This is a genomic window from Nostoc sp. LPT, from assembly GCF_017115165.1.
Taxonomy (GTDB): domain Bacteria; phylum Cyanobacteriota; class Cyanobacteriia; order Cyanobacteriales; family Nostocaceae; genus Nostoc.
The window spans coordinates 1-13,242 of the sequence record NZ_JABXKF010000002.1; the positions used below are offsets into that span (position 1 = coordinate 1).

The 13,242-nt window shown below is 41.2% G+C and carries 14 protein-coding genes; 6 read left to right on the top strand and 8 right to left on the bottom strand.

The window, feature by feature from the left end:
• Positions 1 to 291 precede the first annotated feature (291 nt).
• Positions 292 to 984, bottom strand: a complete 693-nt coding sequence (locus HWQ58_RS00230; protein ID WP_292856433.1) for a hypothetical protein — start codon at positions 982 to 984, stop codon at positions 292 to 294.
• A 524-nt stretch (positions 985 to 1,508) separates the two neighbouring features.
• Between HWQ58_RS00230 and HWQ58_RS00235 the strand changes: the two genes are divergently transcribed.
• The gene (locus HWQ58_RS00235) at positions 1,509 to 1,679 is read left to right on the top strand and encodes a hypothetical protein (RefSeq protein WP_292856435.1); all 171 of its coding nucleotides are present in this window, start codon (positions 1,509 to 1,511) and stop codon (positions 1,677 to 1,679) included.
• A 131-nt stretch (positions 1,680 to 1,810) separates the two neighbouring features.
• Here the strand turns inward: HWQ58_RS00235 and HWQ58_RS00240 are convergent, their stop codons facing one another.
• The 5 genes from HWQ58_RS00240 to HWQ58_RS00260 all read right to left on the bottom strand — a co-directional run bounded on the left by HWQ58_RS00240 (position 1,811) and on the right by HWQ58_RS00260 (position 6,157).
• On the bottom strand, positions 1,811 to 2,482 hold the full coding sequence (locus tag HWQ58_RS00240; RefSeq protein ID WP_292856437.1) for a hypothetical protein: 672 nt from the start codon (positions 2,480 to 2,482) through the stop codon (positions 1,811 to 1,813).
• A 544-nt stretch (positions 2,483 to 3,026) separates the two neighbouring features.
• Complete coding sequence (locus HWQ58_RS00245; RefSeq protein WP_292856439.1) at positions 3,027 to 3,647, bottom strand: Uma2 family endonuclease; 621 nt, start codon at positions 3,645 to 3,647, stop codon at positions 3,027 to 3,029.
• Between the two features lie 163 nt (positions 3,648 to 3,810).
• Entirely contained in the window at positions 3,811 to 4,359 is a 549-nt protein-coding gene (locus HWQ58_RS00250) for a GNAT family N-acetyltransferase (RefSeq protein WP_292856441.1), read from the bottom strand.
• Positions 4,356 to 5,141 carry a type I methionyl aminopeptidase gene (gene map / locus HWQ58_RS00255; RefSeq protein WP_292856443.1) on the bottom strand — a complete coding sequence of 262 codons (786 nt, stop codon included), beginning with the start codon at positions 5,139 to 5,141 and terminating at the stop codon, positions 4,356 to 4,358. The genes HWQ58_RS00250 and map overlap by 4 nt, the downstream gene beginning before the upstream one ends.
• The gene (locus HWQ58_RS00260) at positions 5,141 to 6,157 is read right to left on the bottom strand and encodes a Gfo/Idh/MocA family oxidoreductase (protein WP_292856445.1); all 1,017 of its coding nucleotides are present in this window, start codon (positions 6,155 to 6,157) and stop codon (positions 5,141 to 5,143) included. Before HWQ58_RS00260 ends, map begins: the two co-directional genes overlap by 1 nt.
• A gap of 668 nt (positions 6,158 to 6,825) precedes the next feature.
• Between HWQ58_RS00260 and HWQ58_RS00265 the strand changes: the two genes are divergently transcribed.
• Positions 6,826 to 7,125: a ferredoxin gene (locus HWQ58_RS00265; RefSeq protein ID WP_292856446.1), complete on the top strand. Its 300-nt coding sequence runs from the start codon at positions 6,826 to 6,828 to the stop codon at positions 7,123 to 7,125.
• Between the two features lie 235 nt (positions 7,126 to 7,360).
• On the opposite strand, the gene HWQ58_RS00270 is transcribed toward HWQ58_RS00265, so the two are convergent.
• Entirely contained in the window at positions 7,361 to 9,058 is a 1,698-nt protein-coding gene (locus HWQ58_RS00270) for a SpoIID/LytB domain-containing protein (protein ID WP_292856447.1), read from the bottom strand.
• A gap of 115 nt (positions 9,059 to 9,173) precedes the next feature.
• On the opposite strand from HWQ58_RS00270, the gene HWQ58_RS00275 reads away from it, so the two are divergent.
• The 4 genes from HWQ58_RS00275 to HWQ58_RS00290 all read left to right on the top strand — a co-directional run bounded on the left by HWQ58_RS00275 (position 9,174) and on the right by HWQ58_RS00290 (position 12,010).
• Positions 9,174 to 9,437 (top strand): ParB N-terminal domain-containing protein, encoded by a 264-nt coding sequence (locus HWQ58_RS00275; RefSeq protein WP_104907642.1) that lies wholly within the window; start codon positions 9,174 to 9,176, stop codon positions 9,435 to 9,437.
• A gap of 111 nt (positions 9,438 to 9,548) precedes the next feature.
• Positions 9,549 to 10,040 (top strand): Dps family protein, encoded by a 492-nt coding sequence (locus HWQ58_RS00280; protein WP_289799395.1) that lies wholly within the window; start codon positions 9,549 to 9,551, stop codon positions 10,038 to 10,040.
• A 148-nt stretch (positions 10,041 to 10,188) separates the two neighbouring features.
• On the top strand, positions 10,189 to 10,833 hold the full coding sequence (grpE, locus tag HWQ58_RS00285) for a nucleotide exchange factor GrpE (protein ID WP_292856494.1): 645 nt from the start codon (positions 10,189 to 10,191) through the stop codon (positions 10,831 to 10,833).
• 850 nt (positions 10,834 to 11,683) lie between these two features.
• The gene (locus HWQ58_RS00290) at positions 11,684 to 12,010 is read left to right on the top strand and encodes an STAS domain-containing protein (RefSeq protein ID WP_292856496.1); all 327 of its coding nucleotides are present in this window, start codon (positions 11,684 to 11,686) and stop codon (positions 12,008 to 12,010) included.
• Here HWQ58_RS00290 and HWQ58_RS00295 read toward each other — a convergent pair whose 3' ends face one another.
• A complete protein-coding gene (locus tag HWQ58_RS00295) occupies positions 12,011 to 13,147 on the bottom strand; it encodes a SpoIIE family protein phosphatase (RefSeq protein ID WP_292856449.1) in 1,137 nt (378 codons plus the stop codon).
• Between the last annotated feature and the right edge of the window lie 95 nt (positions 13,148 to 13,242).

A 13,242-nucleotide genomic window follows, 5' to 3' on the forward strand; every position in this document is an offset into this window, starting at 1 on the left:
TTCAATAAACGACCGCCCGAATTCAATAAACGACCGCCCGAATTCAATAAACGACTGCCCGAATTCAATAAACGACTGCCCGAATTCAATAGACCTCTCGCATAAATCAAAAATAAGAACCCCACCCCGCCAAAGCTACGCTTTGTCTCCCCTCCCCTTGCTAAGGGGAGGGGTTGGGGGTGGGGTATTGGGGACTTTTGCAAGACTGACTCTTCGAGTACAGTGTGGGGCTTCTGTCGGTTTAAGCTAACGCTGCCTGTAGAGACAGGGGACTTAAACCCCCAAAGTTCGTTAAACGATAATATCGCTTGCCACTAGTAGTGGTGATCCTTCAAGCTGAATCTCGAAATTAGCCGATAGATTACTATCAGTATTACCTTGGAGAATATCTCCTGAATAACGGATTTGACCTGCTGCGGTGAATGCGCCACTTCCTATGTAAGTGAAGGCTTGGTCGCCCGCTATATTGGTATTAGCGTCTATGCCAGATAGATCGATTCGATCTCCTGGTAAGTTACCGTTTCCAACAAAGTCTTTGATAATATCCCGTAACAAACCAGGTTGACTATCTGAAACTGAGTCGAACCCGAAAACATCGTTGCCAGTACCTCCAGAGAGAGTATCGGTGCCAGCACCCCCTATGAGGGTATCGTTGCCACCAAGGCCAAAGAGGGCATCGTTGCCCTCAGATCCATCGAGGTAATCGTTACCAGCAACGCCATCATAGGGATCATCTCCTGTGAGGACATCATTGTTATAACCGCCTAAGAGGTTATCGTTGCCAGCACCGCCATTGATGATATAGCTGCTAAGAGAAATACCGCCGATAATGTCGTCACCGTCTAATCCGTTTATGGAAACAACATCAAAAATACTACTCGGAAGAAAATCATCTCCTTCAAACTCATTTTCCTTAGAGTAAATTAGAAGGTCAGGGCCATTAGTACCGTTAAGAGGATTTGCATCTGTGATTAATTCTGCCATTGATGAGTTTCTCCTGAACTTAGAGGATAAAAAAATTACCTCATCACTTCCCCATCATTAAACGGCGTTGCTGATTAAAAGTATGAATTTGCTTTCCTCCAAAGATGCAAAGGAAACAGTTTCAAACATGGAGTTTCCGACTTTCATTCAGCAACACCGAGAAAATAAGGTGGAAAAATAACGAGTGGGAAGAGATAACAGAACCACACCCGATTTGAACAGGTCTTTGCTATTAACTCTGAAGATTTGAGAAGCACTGGATTTATAGCGGTTCTTGCTTGGATGCAACACAGTTTGACCTCTCTCCTTTTAGGAGAGAGCCTTTGAATCTTACTCCCCTTCCCTAGTAGGGAAGGGGTTGGGGGTTAGGTCTGTATTGCACTTAAGTCAGAAGCGCTATATCGATAATTGTTGACATTAAAATAGTGCCAAGAGTTATGTTATATCGTTTTTGCGCTTTTCCAACATAACCCCCACTAAATAATTATTAAGTAGTTCACATACCTCTCCTCAGAGAGTGCCACATGTTCCCAATCTCTAACTCTAGCGACCTGCAACAAATATGGCCTTTCACCACCATTGCCCAGATGATTCAAACATTGGCAATTCTAAATATTCATCATGCCATGCTTTTAGCTTCCAATTATTGTGTAGCACACGAATTAATAAAGCAATTACCTTTACGGTTATCGTAAGGATTGGAATCGTATTTTACTCTATTCCCGTGTACTTGTGTTCACTTCTTGTAGAAATCAAAAATAAGACCCCCACTCTTAAGAATTTGCTTTTAGAAGTGGGGGTGTTAAGGACTTTTGCAATAAGTCTATTAAACGATAATATCGCTTGCCACTAGTAGTGGTGATCCTTCAAGCTGAATCTCGAAATTAGCCGATAGATTACTATCAGTATTACCTTGGAGAATATCTCCTGAATAACGGATTTGACCTGCTGCGGTGAATGCGCCACTTCCTATGTAAGTGAAGGCTTGGTCGCCCGCTATATTGGTATTAGCGTCTATGCCAGATAGATCGATTCGATCTCCTGGTAAGTTACCGTTTCCAACAAAGTCTTTGATAATATCCCGTAACAAACCAGGTTGACTATCTGAAACTGAGTCGAACCCGAAAACATCGTTGCCAGTACCTCCATAGAGAGTATCAGTGCCAGTACCCCCAATGAGAGTATCGTTGCCACCAACGCCATAGAGGGCATCGTTGTCGCCAAACCCTACGAGGTAATCGTTACCAGCAACGCCATCGAAATCATCCCCTATGAGGACATCAAGGTTATCATTGCCAAAGACTAGATCGTTGCCAGCACCCCCATTGATGATATAGAAGCTAAAAAGATCAAGCCCGCCGAGAGTGTCGTCACCGCCAAATCCGTTGATGGTAACTAGATTAAATTCAGGAAAGAACGGATAATCATCAAGTAAAGAGCGACTGTCGTCAGTCAGATTGTCAGCATTATTAGTACCGTTAAGAGTTATATCTGCCATTGATGAGTTTCTCCTTAACTTAGAGGGTAAAAAATTACCTCATCACTTCCCCATCATCAAACGGCGTTGCTGATTAAAAGTATGAATTTGGTTTCCTCAAAAGGCGCAAAGGAAACAGTTTCAAACATGGAGTTTCACACTTTCATTCAGCAACGCCGAGAAAATAAGGTGGAAAAATAACGAGTGGGAAGAGATAACAGAACTACACCCGATTTGAACAGGTCTTTGCTATTAACTCTGAAAATTTAAAAAGGACTGGATTTATAGCGGTTCTTGCTTGGATGCAACACAGTTTGACCTCACTTCCATTCCTCTCTCCTTTTAGGAGAGAGGCTTTGAATCTTACTCCCCAACGCTACAAGGGTTGGGGGTTAGGTCTGTATTGCACTTAAGTCAGAAGCGCTATATCGATAATTGTTGACATCAAAACAGTGCCAAGAGTCATGTTATATCGTTTTTGCACTTTTCCAACATAACCGCCACTAACAAATTATTAAGTAGTTCATATACCTCTCCCCAGAGAGCGCCACGTCTTCCCCAATCTCTAACTATAGCCACCTGCAACAAATATCTGTTCTGCGGTCAAATTCAGGTCTGGAAATGTTTGGGAGATGAGGCGTTCTGTTCCTCTAAATTGTTGTCCTTGATAAGTTACATCGACTAACTGATAAATTGTAATCGTAGGTTCTTTAGATAAGCCAATGTAGCGTTTGCCTCCTAGCCCTAGATAATCTGCGATCCAATACTCCTCAATGCCTAAAGCTTCGTAGTCTTCCACTTTCCGGGCATAGTCATTCTGCCAGTTGGTACTGACTACCTCCACGACCAATTTAACAGACTTGCCTAGTGTAATCATTGGCTCAGTTTTCCATAATGACTCATTCGTCAAAGCTGTCTGATCAAGAATCACAACATCAGGTCTAAAAGCTGAATTTTGACCTAATGGTTTAATCAGGCATTTCATGGGAATAAACCAAGGCAAGTTGAGCAGATCAATTGCTAGGTTGAGCTTACGATTAATTAACCCAGCTACCTGTTCATGAAGTCCAGTGGGTTCCAAGTCGATTAGTTCTCCGTCGATTAACTCGTAGCGTACATCATCCAGATAACCAGCAACGAATGCCTCAGAGCTAAGATTACTTGTATTAATAGTGGCTGAGACCATAGAGATTTGTCCTTCTAGGTTCAGAACTAGAGCAGGTATTGCGCTCTAGATTATTCTAACTACCTTTGATTAGGCAAAAGTAAAAAGAAAAAATTGAATTCGGAAAAGTTTTCTGAGAATTTATTCTCTATTTTTGATTTTTAAGTTCAACTGACGGCAACCTCTATAGAGGGCGTTGCCAGGGTGAACTAAATTGATGATAACCGACATCTTGGAAAGCTCTAATCATTGGTGCATTCAGGACATCTGTATCACAAAATATCCGCCAAACACCAATTTTTTGCAGAAGATGGGTGGCTTGACACAGAAGGTCGTAAATATAACGCTTCCCTCGCTGCTTAGGGACGACACCAATATAGTAGATTGTGCCTTCTGCCAAATTTTCTTTACGACATCCACGATATATTACTGGTTGGATAAACCCGACTAGTTCACCTATATTGTTATAGCCAAGTTGCCACCATTGTGGTTCATAATCAAAGTCATTACTTACTTGTGCCATTAACTTTGCCGCCGCCTCATCTGATCCCAATTCTCTAACTGTCTTTTGATCGCTTTGGTCTAATGACGAACTCATAGCACAGCTAATGGCAGCAGTAAAATCTTCTATACTGACATCGTTGAGCGAACGAAATATAAGTCTTTCAGGAATTTGGACTAGTGGCTTTGGTTCCTCCCAAATGAAAGCAATTTTTTCATAGTATGTTGTCATACAGCCCAGTAATTCTCGCCTTCAGGTAGGGTAAGGATTTCAACGCCGTCTTCAGTCACAGCTAAGGTATGCTCACATTGAGCAGAAAGTTTGCGATCGCGCGTTACCGCAGTCCACTTATCGCCCAGAACCTCGACTTCGTAAGTGCCTTCATTAATCATTGGCTCAATAGTAAAAACCATCCCTGGTCTGAGGCGCTTGCCCTTACCCCGTGTGCCATAGTGGGGAACATCGGGCGCAGTATGGAAAATGTTACTGATACCATGTCCAACAAAATCTCGCACGACAGAAAAGCCTTGTCCTTCAGCATACTCTTGAATGGCTGCACCAATATCGCCAATCCGTCCCCCAGGTTTAACTTCAGCAATCCCCAGGCGCAAACACTCTTCTGTCACCTCTACCAGCTTTCTCGTTTTTGGAGAAGGTGTACCAACAAAGAATGTCTTGGATGTATCGCCGTGATAACCTTCAACAATGGGCGTTACATCAATATTAATAATGTCACCATCTTTGAGAATTTGCTTGGCATTGGGAATGCCGTGACAAATTACCTCATTTACACTAGTGCAAATCGATTTAGGATAACCCTTATAACCAAGGGGTGCACTTTTTGCTCCATGCGCTTGCGTCCAACGTTCGGCTTCATCATTTAGTTCAAGAGTGCTAACCCCTGGCTTCACAAACGGTTCGAGATGCTGGAGAAGTTTAGCTGCTAAACGCCCAGCTTGACGCATTTTGTCTAATTCTCGTTGGGATAAAATAACAATTAGTTCGGTTTTCATTAACTTTTATCTAAAGTATCTTTCATAAACATAGTTAACCCTATCTGTGCAGCTCTTTGTGCGGCATCAGCTACCTTGAGGGTATACAAGCTCTCCTCTGGGGTAACGTACAAAGGAGTCCCGTCAAAAAGATGGTCTAACACCATACTCGTGTCTTTGGCGAATAAACCCCGGCGAGGGCCAACCTCTATAAATGTTGTTTCCCCCGGCTGGACGAATATTCCGGTGTCGCCATCAAAAATTAAACCACCTTTTTCACCGTGAACTTCAAATTTGCGTTCTGATTGCCAAATACTTTCGCCTTTGCCATAGACTACTTGGGCTAAAAGTCCACTGTTAAAGCAGAGTTGACTAGTGCATAAACAGGTTTGGTAGTATTCCGGTTCTATTTCCCAATATCGCTGGTGACAGTTAACAGTAAATACTGTACCAAATAAATCGATCAGGCGATGTAGGCGAGACAGGGCACCAATTAAAGGAAAGCCGAACAACTCGTGGTTATAAGTCCATTTACGAGGTGCGGGATTTTGGGGATTGATGGTGCTGTAGCGAACATAAAATACTTCACCAACTTTGGCTAAGTTTTGCTTCAAGGCTTGATGCAAACCACCCAAAAGTTCTAGATGTTCCACGTGCAAGAGTTTTTTTTGTGCTTTGGCTAAAGCAATCAGTTCCTTAGCTTCGACTACATCCAACGAAAGGGGATACTCTATAATTACGTGTTTGCCATTGGCAAGTGCTGCACGAGCGATCGCACCATGATCTCGATTAATAGTGGAGATCGCTACTAGGTCTATATCTTCACGCTCTACTAGCTCTTGCCAAGTACTCAAGACTTCAATTTGGTACTCTCTGGCAAAGGTTTCGGTTTTTTCTCTTGTATGACCAACAACTGCGATTAACTGCGATCGCTCATCATGGAGCAATGCCTCAGCCCGAAACTTTGCCGCATATCCAGTACCTACCAAACCTACACGCACTCTTGCTTTTTCCAAAGCTGCTTCTGAATTATACATGATCCTCATTAGTTCTATTTTTGATCTTCCCACGCTTCTAGTGGTGAGGTTCTCTCTTCATGGGGTTCACCAGTCTAGACTCTACAACATTCGTCCTACCCCCTCAAGGACAAATCAGACTTTATTTGAAGCTAAATATCGCTCTTTTAAGAAACAAGGCAGGAGGCAGGAGGCAGAAGGGAAAAAGATTTTACTTGTTTCTTCCATCCATAACGGAAGCAAGCGCCTCCGTAAACAGCTTCCATCACTTTCAGAAAACAATAATCGAAGCAGAAAACTGAAATGTTATATTTCTTTGATCCATAACGGGCGTGTTTAATCAGGTTAGAAAATTAAACAGCCTTACTTTTTAAAGGAGTTGGGGTATCTCTTCTGCGTAAGTCCTACAAAATATAGGTAACATTAACCTTACTCATGCTTAATTATCGATTATATAATTTTTTCTAATCACACCCTGAGTCGGGTAGAAAATAATATAAATAAAACTTATCGGGATTAAGTAACTAAATTTCATTACTAATCGGGTTCAATTTCTAGGTACATCGTTTAATTTTTCTCGTAGTATCAGAATTGAAGCAAATTTCAACCAGCGGCTAATTCCACAGAACAGCCGTGACCTTTGCCTTAAGATAACTTATACTGCCGTTTGCAAAAGAGAGGATTACTTAATGCCAACTTATAAAGTGACACTAGTCAACGATGCCGAAGGACTGAACACAATACTTGACGTTGATGATGATGTTTATATTCTAGATGCTGCCGAAGAAGCTGGTCTTGACTTGCCCTACTCTTGCCGCGCTGGTGCTTGCTCGACCTGTGCAGGTAAAATCACCAAGGGTACTGTCGATCAGAGTGACCAGTCATTTTTAGATGATGAACAAATAGAAAAAGGATATGTACTGACTTGTGTTGCTTACCCAACCGCTGACGTAACAATCGAAACTCACAAAGAAGAAGAACTTTACTAAGAGTTAAGCGACTCAACCATAAACTTGCAAGAGTTACTAATTTTGACAAAATAGAAGCAGGGCATCTAGAATTTATACCCTTGTAATGCCGTGCGAACCTGTGATAAGCGACTTTGAAAAAAAGTCTAATTTTGTCTTGAGCAGAAACACAGTAAATGTTGTGTTCCTGCTTATTTTTTTGCCTTTTCTTAACTCCCGACTCCTGGCTCAAGATGCAACTTGAATGCCAATTAGCTTAAAGCTTAGTCTCTTTTTTGAGAATTTGAATCTGAGTACCAGGATAGTAAAATTGGAGAATTTTTGGACTTGACCAATCTAGTTTTGCTAAATTTTGAGCGCCGGTTTGACTCAAGCCGACTCCATGTCCTAATCCACCACCAATAAAAGCGTATCCCCAGAGTTCCGGTTTGCCTTTGTTCAGTGGTTCTATGTAAAAAAGCGTACTTATTGGGGCGGCAAAAGCACTGCGAACTTCGTCTTTGTGCAAAATAAAGGTGCTGCGATCGGTTTTAACTGCAAGTTCAAGGATACGTCCACTCTGGCTTCGCTCCACTACTGCCATAGCCTGAATTGTCTTAAATTTGGCATGGGGACTGTTTTTCACGTGTAAAAATTTCTGCAAGTCCTTGATAATATCCTTTAAAGGGGTTTCCTTATGCCAACGAAACATATCCCACTTGCTTTCATTAAATCCTTGTTGCGTATTAATAAATTTTTGGAAGTTCTTTTCATCTGCTAAACTCTGCTTAGACAAGTCCCAAAAATTAGTCGGAGCATCCAGCACAGGGCGCAGATAGGGACGATCGTCGCCATTCCAGACATCGCTAAAAGAAGCGGTGACGCCACCAGTGGTAGAAGAATAAAGGGCGTCTACTAGTTCATTTTTATAAGTTAGTACTTTACCCCTAGTTAAGGCGATCGCTTGGTCTGTTTTGGCGGCTGCTCCCTTTAGCCCATAATAAACTTGGCAGTGAGTATCAGCACACAACTGATAGTTATCTGCGGCAAACCTACGTAAATTTCTCAAAGCATAAGTCCGGGCGAGAATTGCCTGGGCTTCCAGCGCCGCTTTTGGTGCATCTGTTCCTATTTCGTAAGGCACAACCCCACGCAAATAAGTTTCTAAAGGTACTTGATTAACGAGAGTGTATGTGCCATAAGCATTTGGCTGCAAATTCATTCGACCGGCATAAAGACGAGCAAACTCTTGTTTTTCGCTTTTATTTACCCGAATCAAATTTTTATCAGTGCTAACTTCCAAATCATTCGGGCTATAGCGATTACCATTCACCACCCAACTTACTCGCGGCACTTGCTTTAAAATTTTGGTATCAAGATATACTTTTTCTTTGGTAGAAGCTTGGATGTTCTGCAATAACAAGCGTCGCAGTAAAGGAGTGCTGTAAACATCTCGTTTTGCCCAAACCTGCCAGCGTTCTGGCTGGGCTATTTCCACTTCCATTCCTTGAGAACGCCATTTCTGAGCACTGTCTTCCGCAGTTTCAAAAGTGCGGTATGTGCCCAAAACTACTACTTCTTCAACTGCTGACTGGGGTAAAGCTTGGATGACTGTCTCCAGCTTTACAGGATTCTTAGTAAACAGGACTTGCTGCTTATTGCCCGCTTGAAATTTTAGCTTTAAGCGATCGCCTTTTATGGGTTCCAGTTGCAGCTTGGCTGTGGGCTGATCGCCAAATCGCTGCACAATCCCAATTTTCAGTTCTATATCCTGGATGTTGCTCTCAGGACCTGATGCAGCAGTCAGTCCCAATAGACAAAATATTGTCAGCACAGTGTGGGGAAAACGCCAAAACGAAAATTTCATGGCTACCTGATAGGGAAGCGATAGCGAGTACTCAAGCGTCTTCTGCCCCTTAATGCGTCGTTGGAGCTGATTTTCCAATTGCTTTGTAGTGCGGTTTTTTTGTCGCATGAATGCTCCAATGATACCATTACCAATTTTGCCCTAAATACTAGTTGCAAAACGAAGTCATAATGACTATGATTTATATAGAGATAAAAAACAGAACTAGTTGGATAAACTCTTTATGGTTAAAGTCCAAGAAATTCCATTAAATCAGATAAAACGGCCATTGCCGCGTACAAACGATCCAAATAAAGTACAAGCCTTAATGGAATCGATTGCGGAGATTGGGCAGCAAGAACCTATTGATGTCCTAGAAGTAGATGGACAATATTATGGTTTTTCTGGTTGCCATCGGTATGAAGCTTGCCAGCGTTTAGGCAAAGAAACCGTTTTAGCCAGAGTCCGTAAAGCACCCCGTAGCGTTTTGAAGATGCACTTGGCATAGAGAATGGGAATCGGGCATGGGAAATGGGGATTTAGAGTATTCCTAATGCCCTGTTTGGCCAATGCCCAATTTCCAATCCCCAATTACATATAACCTAATTAGGAGAAAATTATGTCATCGAAAGTAACAGTCAAAAATGTAAATATCGGCATTGACGAGGCGAGTAGGGCTAAAATTGCCGATGGTTTATCTCACCTGTTGGCTGACACTTATACACTGTATCTGAAAACTCATAACTTCCATTGGAATGTAACGGGGCCGATGTTTCAAACATTGCATTTGATGTTTGAGACCCAGTATACAGAATTAGCCTTAGCAGTTGATTTAATAGCCGAGAGAATTAGAGCGCTTGGCTATCCCGCACCAGGAACCTACAGCGAATATGCCAAACTGAGTTCGATTCCAGAAACTCCCGGAGTTCCGAAAGCTGTGGAGATGATTCGGGAACTTGTGGAAGGACAAGAAGCCGTAGTCAGAACTGCACGATCTATTTTCCCCGTGATAGAGGAAGTTAACGACGAACCTACCGCCGATTTATTGACTCAACGGATGCAAGTACATGAAAAGACAGCTTGGATGTTGAGAAGTTTACTGGAAGAATAGGAAATAGGGCATGGGGCATGGGGCATAGGGAATAGAAAGGGATAGAGAAGAAACTTAATCACTAATGCCCAATACTCAATCCCCAGTACCCAATACCCAATGCCCAATACCCCATTCCCAGTACCCAATGTCCAATGCCCCATTCCCAATGCCCCATTCCCAAAAGTTGCAAGATTTAATGCAACAGGTGGGTATTTCTAGTTTTAAAGCACTAAGTCGCGCTGCTGGTATCTCAGAGCGTCAACTTTTGAGGTTACGCCAAGGAAAGTTAGAGCAGATGCGGGTAGATGTGCTGCTCAAGCTGTCGCCAGTGCTACAGATTTCATTGAATGAATTAATTGCAACTTTTTCAACCGTAGAGTTGTTACCAGAGAAAGCAGCGCCGAATCAGGAATTGTTACAAGAAATTACAGATTTAAGAAAAGAGTACGATCGCTTGCAACTTCAATTAGAGCAACAGCGAGAATTATTGCTACAAGAACTCCAGCAGTCGAGTTTGCAACTGCTGGAGTCTTTATTGTTGCAATGGCCCACAGCAGCACAGAAAGCGCAGGAGAATCCCCAGCTAGCAGCAGTCAAAATAATACCGTTGGTGCAGAAACCCCTGGAAAAGCTTTTACAGGCGTGGGGAGTGGAAGCGATCGCACCTGTGGGAGCAGAATTACCTTACGATCCCCAACTGCACCAATTGCTGGAGGGAACTGCACAACCTGGAGAAACAGTCAAAGTACGCTACACTGGCTATCTTCAAGGTGAAAAGCTGCTTTACAGAGCCAAAGTGAGTCCTGTTTGAGGAAGTGAGGAGTTAGAGTTACAAATTCATAACTCTTTACTTTTTGTATTGTCTGTCGAGAAATGACAGATATTGGGAATACTAAAATAGCAGAGGCGATCGCCTTGAGAAAACTTCTTTTAAAGCCTTGGTGTCGGTTCTAGCTTGCTTGGCGCTGTTGAAACCTAAATTTTTGGCTCTAGAGCAGTAGTCCACAGGTAAATTATTTCAATCATGTAAGTAATTGGACATAAATAAATGTAGATCCTAGTTACTATCACAAGTACTCAGGCAGGAAAAGCTATTGCTAGACTCAGTTTAATTATGCGTAGGCGTAGCCCGCCGTAGGCATCGCTGCGACTAGTTCAATTTTGAATTGCTTAATGACAGCGATTATCATGAGATTTATTGCAGAATCTCAGTTTTGCAAAAATTTTTGGTAAATAATCTGAAAAGCAGTAACTTCAGCTTGTATGTAAGTAAGTATATATCTAAATCCATAAGATGCAAGTAAGTCGGCGTTAAAAATCAACATACATGATCAAACATCAAATCAACGAACGGCTTATAAATTGGTTATTCTAACATTTTTATAAGACTAAATATGCCAGTTATTTATCATACCGACTTACTTAGCTGGTTGATTTTTAATTGGTCTATTTATAGTAGGAAAACTATACTTTATTAAGCTAATGATTTTTTTACATTACAAAAAAATAGATTCAAAACTTTATAATTAAGCTTTATTTATCCTGATTAATTATCAATGATTACTCAATATTTAATCTTAAATTTTATTTTACAAGCATTTTTAAATGTTCTATAATAGCGAAATCAGAACATTATTTACACAAGTCAGAGTGACATAATGATGAGAGAAGAAGTAAAAGTTATTAAGCTCAGTGGTAATTTGAACGCCACAACTTCACAAGACTTTCGACAAAAAATCACTGAGATTCTAGAAAGTGGTGCGAAAATTGTGTTAGTTGATTTTAAAGATGTAACGTTTATGGATAGTTCAGGTTTGGGAGCTTTAGTATTAGCTTTTAAAACCTTGCGAGCCGCAGATACTAAGCTTGTTCTCTGCTCAATTAATGAGCAAGTCAGGATATTATTTGAACTGACTAATATGGATAAAGTATTTGAAATCTTTCCCACTCAAGATGCATTTAATCAGGTTTTAGTGTCTAATACGTAATTAATCAAACTTCATTTGCAAAATAGATAAATCATCATCAAAAGCATCTTTGGAGTTCAGAGCTATTAAATAACTGAGTACGCGGTCGAGTTGGCTATCAATAGGATCTTGTAAGCTAACTAGTAGCTGAATAAAAGCATCCAAACTCCAAAGTGTGCCGTCTGATTTAGTTATTTCATAAGCGCCATCACTAAAAATATAAAGGGTACTGAATTTTTCGATATTGCAAAACCCATCAACATATTTTGCCTCTGGAAACATGCCAACTGGCATACCAGGGGTTTTCAATAGTTTAACTTCAGACTTTCTTGGAGATGTGCCAGTTACTAAAACTGCTGGTGGATGACCTGCACTAGCATAAATTAACTGGCGGTTGATTCGGTTGTAAACTCCATACCAAATCGTAAAGTATTTATCATTTTGATAATTCATCTGAAAAGTATCATTTAAAGCCTTTAATACATCACTAGGTTGATAGTAATCAAGACTTTTGAGCGCACGGGAACGCAGCAGATTCAGCACTGAAACAGAAGGAAGGGTAGCTTTTAGTCCATGTCCGGCAGTATCAAGTAAGTAAATTGCCAGATAGTCATCATCGAGCCAATAGTAATCGAAACAGTCACCGCCGAGTTGTCGCGAGGGAATGAATCGAAAATTTATATTGAAGGGTTCAGTCATGGAAAAAGGTAGCAGCGATCGCACATATTCTGCTGCTTCTGACATTTCTGATTCTAGAAGCAACTTTTGAGCCTGCAAATCTCTACTCAACTGATGCAGGCGTAATCCTGCTCTTACCCGTGCTTGTAATTCATTATGCTCAATAGGTTTAGAGATAAAATCATCAGCACCAGCATCTAGACCTTTGACGCAATCGGCAACGGAATCTAAGGATGTTAATAAAATAAAAAATGTGGTAGAAAATTTGGGGTCTGCTTTAATGCGGTGGCAAACTTCCAGACCATTCAATCCCGGCATGATCCAATCACAAATAATTAGTGCTGGACGATAAGCTAGTGCCTTTTCTATTCCTTCCTCGCCGCTACTGGCAGTAACTACTTCATAACCCTGTTTTTCCAACATCCTTTTCAGGAGTATTTTTATTGAATAATCATCATCAATTATTAGTATTTGAAACATATAAATTTGTTGAAAATACTCATTAATAATTTTTTGTCAAAATAGAAAATAAAAATATGTATCAATACAGAGATGCTGCTATAGCGCTGATCGTA

Excerpts from the sequence above, each read along its gene's own strand:
- HWQ58_RS00230 (WP_292856433.1), bottom strand. The coding sequence starts at position 984 with ATGGCAGAATTAATCACAGATGCAAATCCTCTTAACGGTACTAATGGC.
- HWQ58_RS00235 (WP_292856435.1), top strand. The coding sequence starts at position 1,509 with ATGTTCCCAATCTCTAACTCTAGCGACCTGCAACAAATATGGCCTTTC.
- HWQ58_RS00240 (WP_292856437.1), bottom strand. The coding sequence starts at position 2,482 with ATGGCAGATATAACTCTTAACGGTACTAATAATGCTGACAATCTGACT.
- HWQ58_RS00245 (WP_292856439.1), bottom strand. The coding sequence starts at position 3,647 with ATGGTCTCAGCCACTATTAATACAAGTAATCTTAGCTCTGAGGCATTC.
- HWQ58_RS00250 (WP_292856441.1), bottom strand. The coding sequence starts at position 4,359 with ATGACAACATACTATGAAAAAATTGCTTTCATTTGGGAGGAACCAAAG.
- map (WP_292856443.1), bottom strand. The coding sequence starts at position 5,141 with ATGAAAACCGAACTAATTGTTATTTTATCCCAACGAGAATTAGACAAA.
- HWQ58_RS00260 (WP_292856445.1), bottom strand. The coding sequence starts at position 6,157 with ATGTATAATTCAGAAGCAGCTTTGGAAAAAGCAAGAGTGCGTGTAGGT.
- HWQ58_RS00265 (WP_292856446.1), top strand. The coding sequence starts at position 6,826 with ATGCCAACTTATAAAGTGACACTAGTCAACGATGCCGAAGGACTGAAC.
- HWQ58_RS00270 (WP_292856447.1), bottom strand. The coding sequence starts at position 9,058 with ATGCGACAAAAAAACCGCACTACAAAGCAATTGGAAAATCAGCTCCAA.
- HWQ58_RS00275 (WP_104907642.1), top strand. The coding sequence starts at position 9,174 with ATGGTTAAAGTCCAAGAAATTCCATTAAATCAGATAAAACGGCCATTG.
- HWQ58_RS00280 (WP_289799395.1), top strand. The coding sequence starts at position 9,549 with ATGTCATCGAAAGTAACAGTCAAAAATGTAAATATCGGCATTGACGAG.
- grpE (WP_292856494.1), top strand. The coding sequence starts at position 10,189 with ATGCCCCATTCCCAAAAGTTGCAAGATTTAATGCAACAGGTGGGTATT.
- HWQ58_RS00290 (WP_292856496.1), top strand. The coding sequence starts at position 11,684 with ATGAGAGAAGAAGTAAAAGTTATTAAGCTCAGTGGTAATTTGAACGCC.
- HWQ58_RS00295 (WP_292856449.1), bottom strand. The coding sequence starts at position 13,147 with ATGTTTCAAATACTAATAATTGATGATGATTATTCAATAAAAATACTC.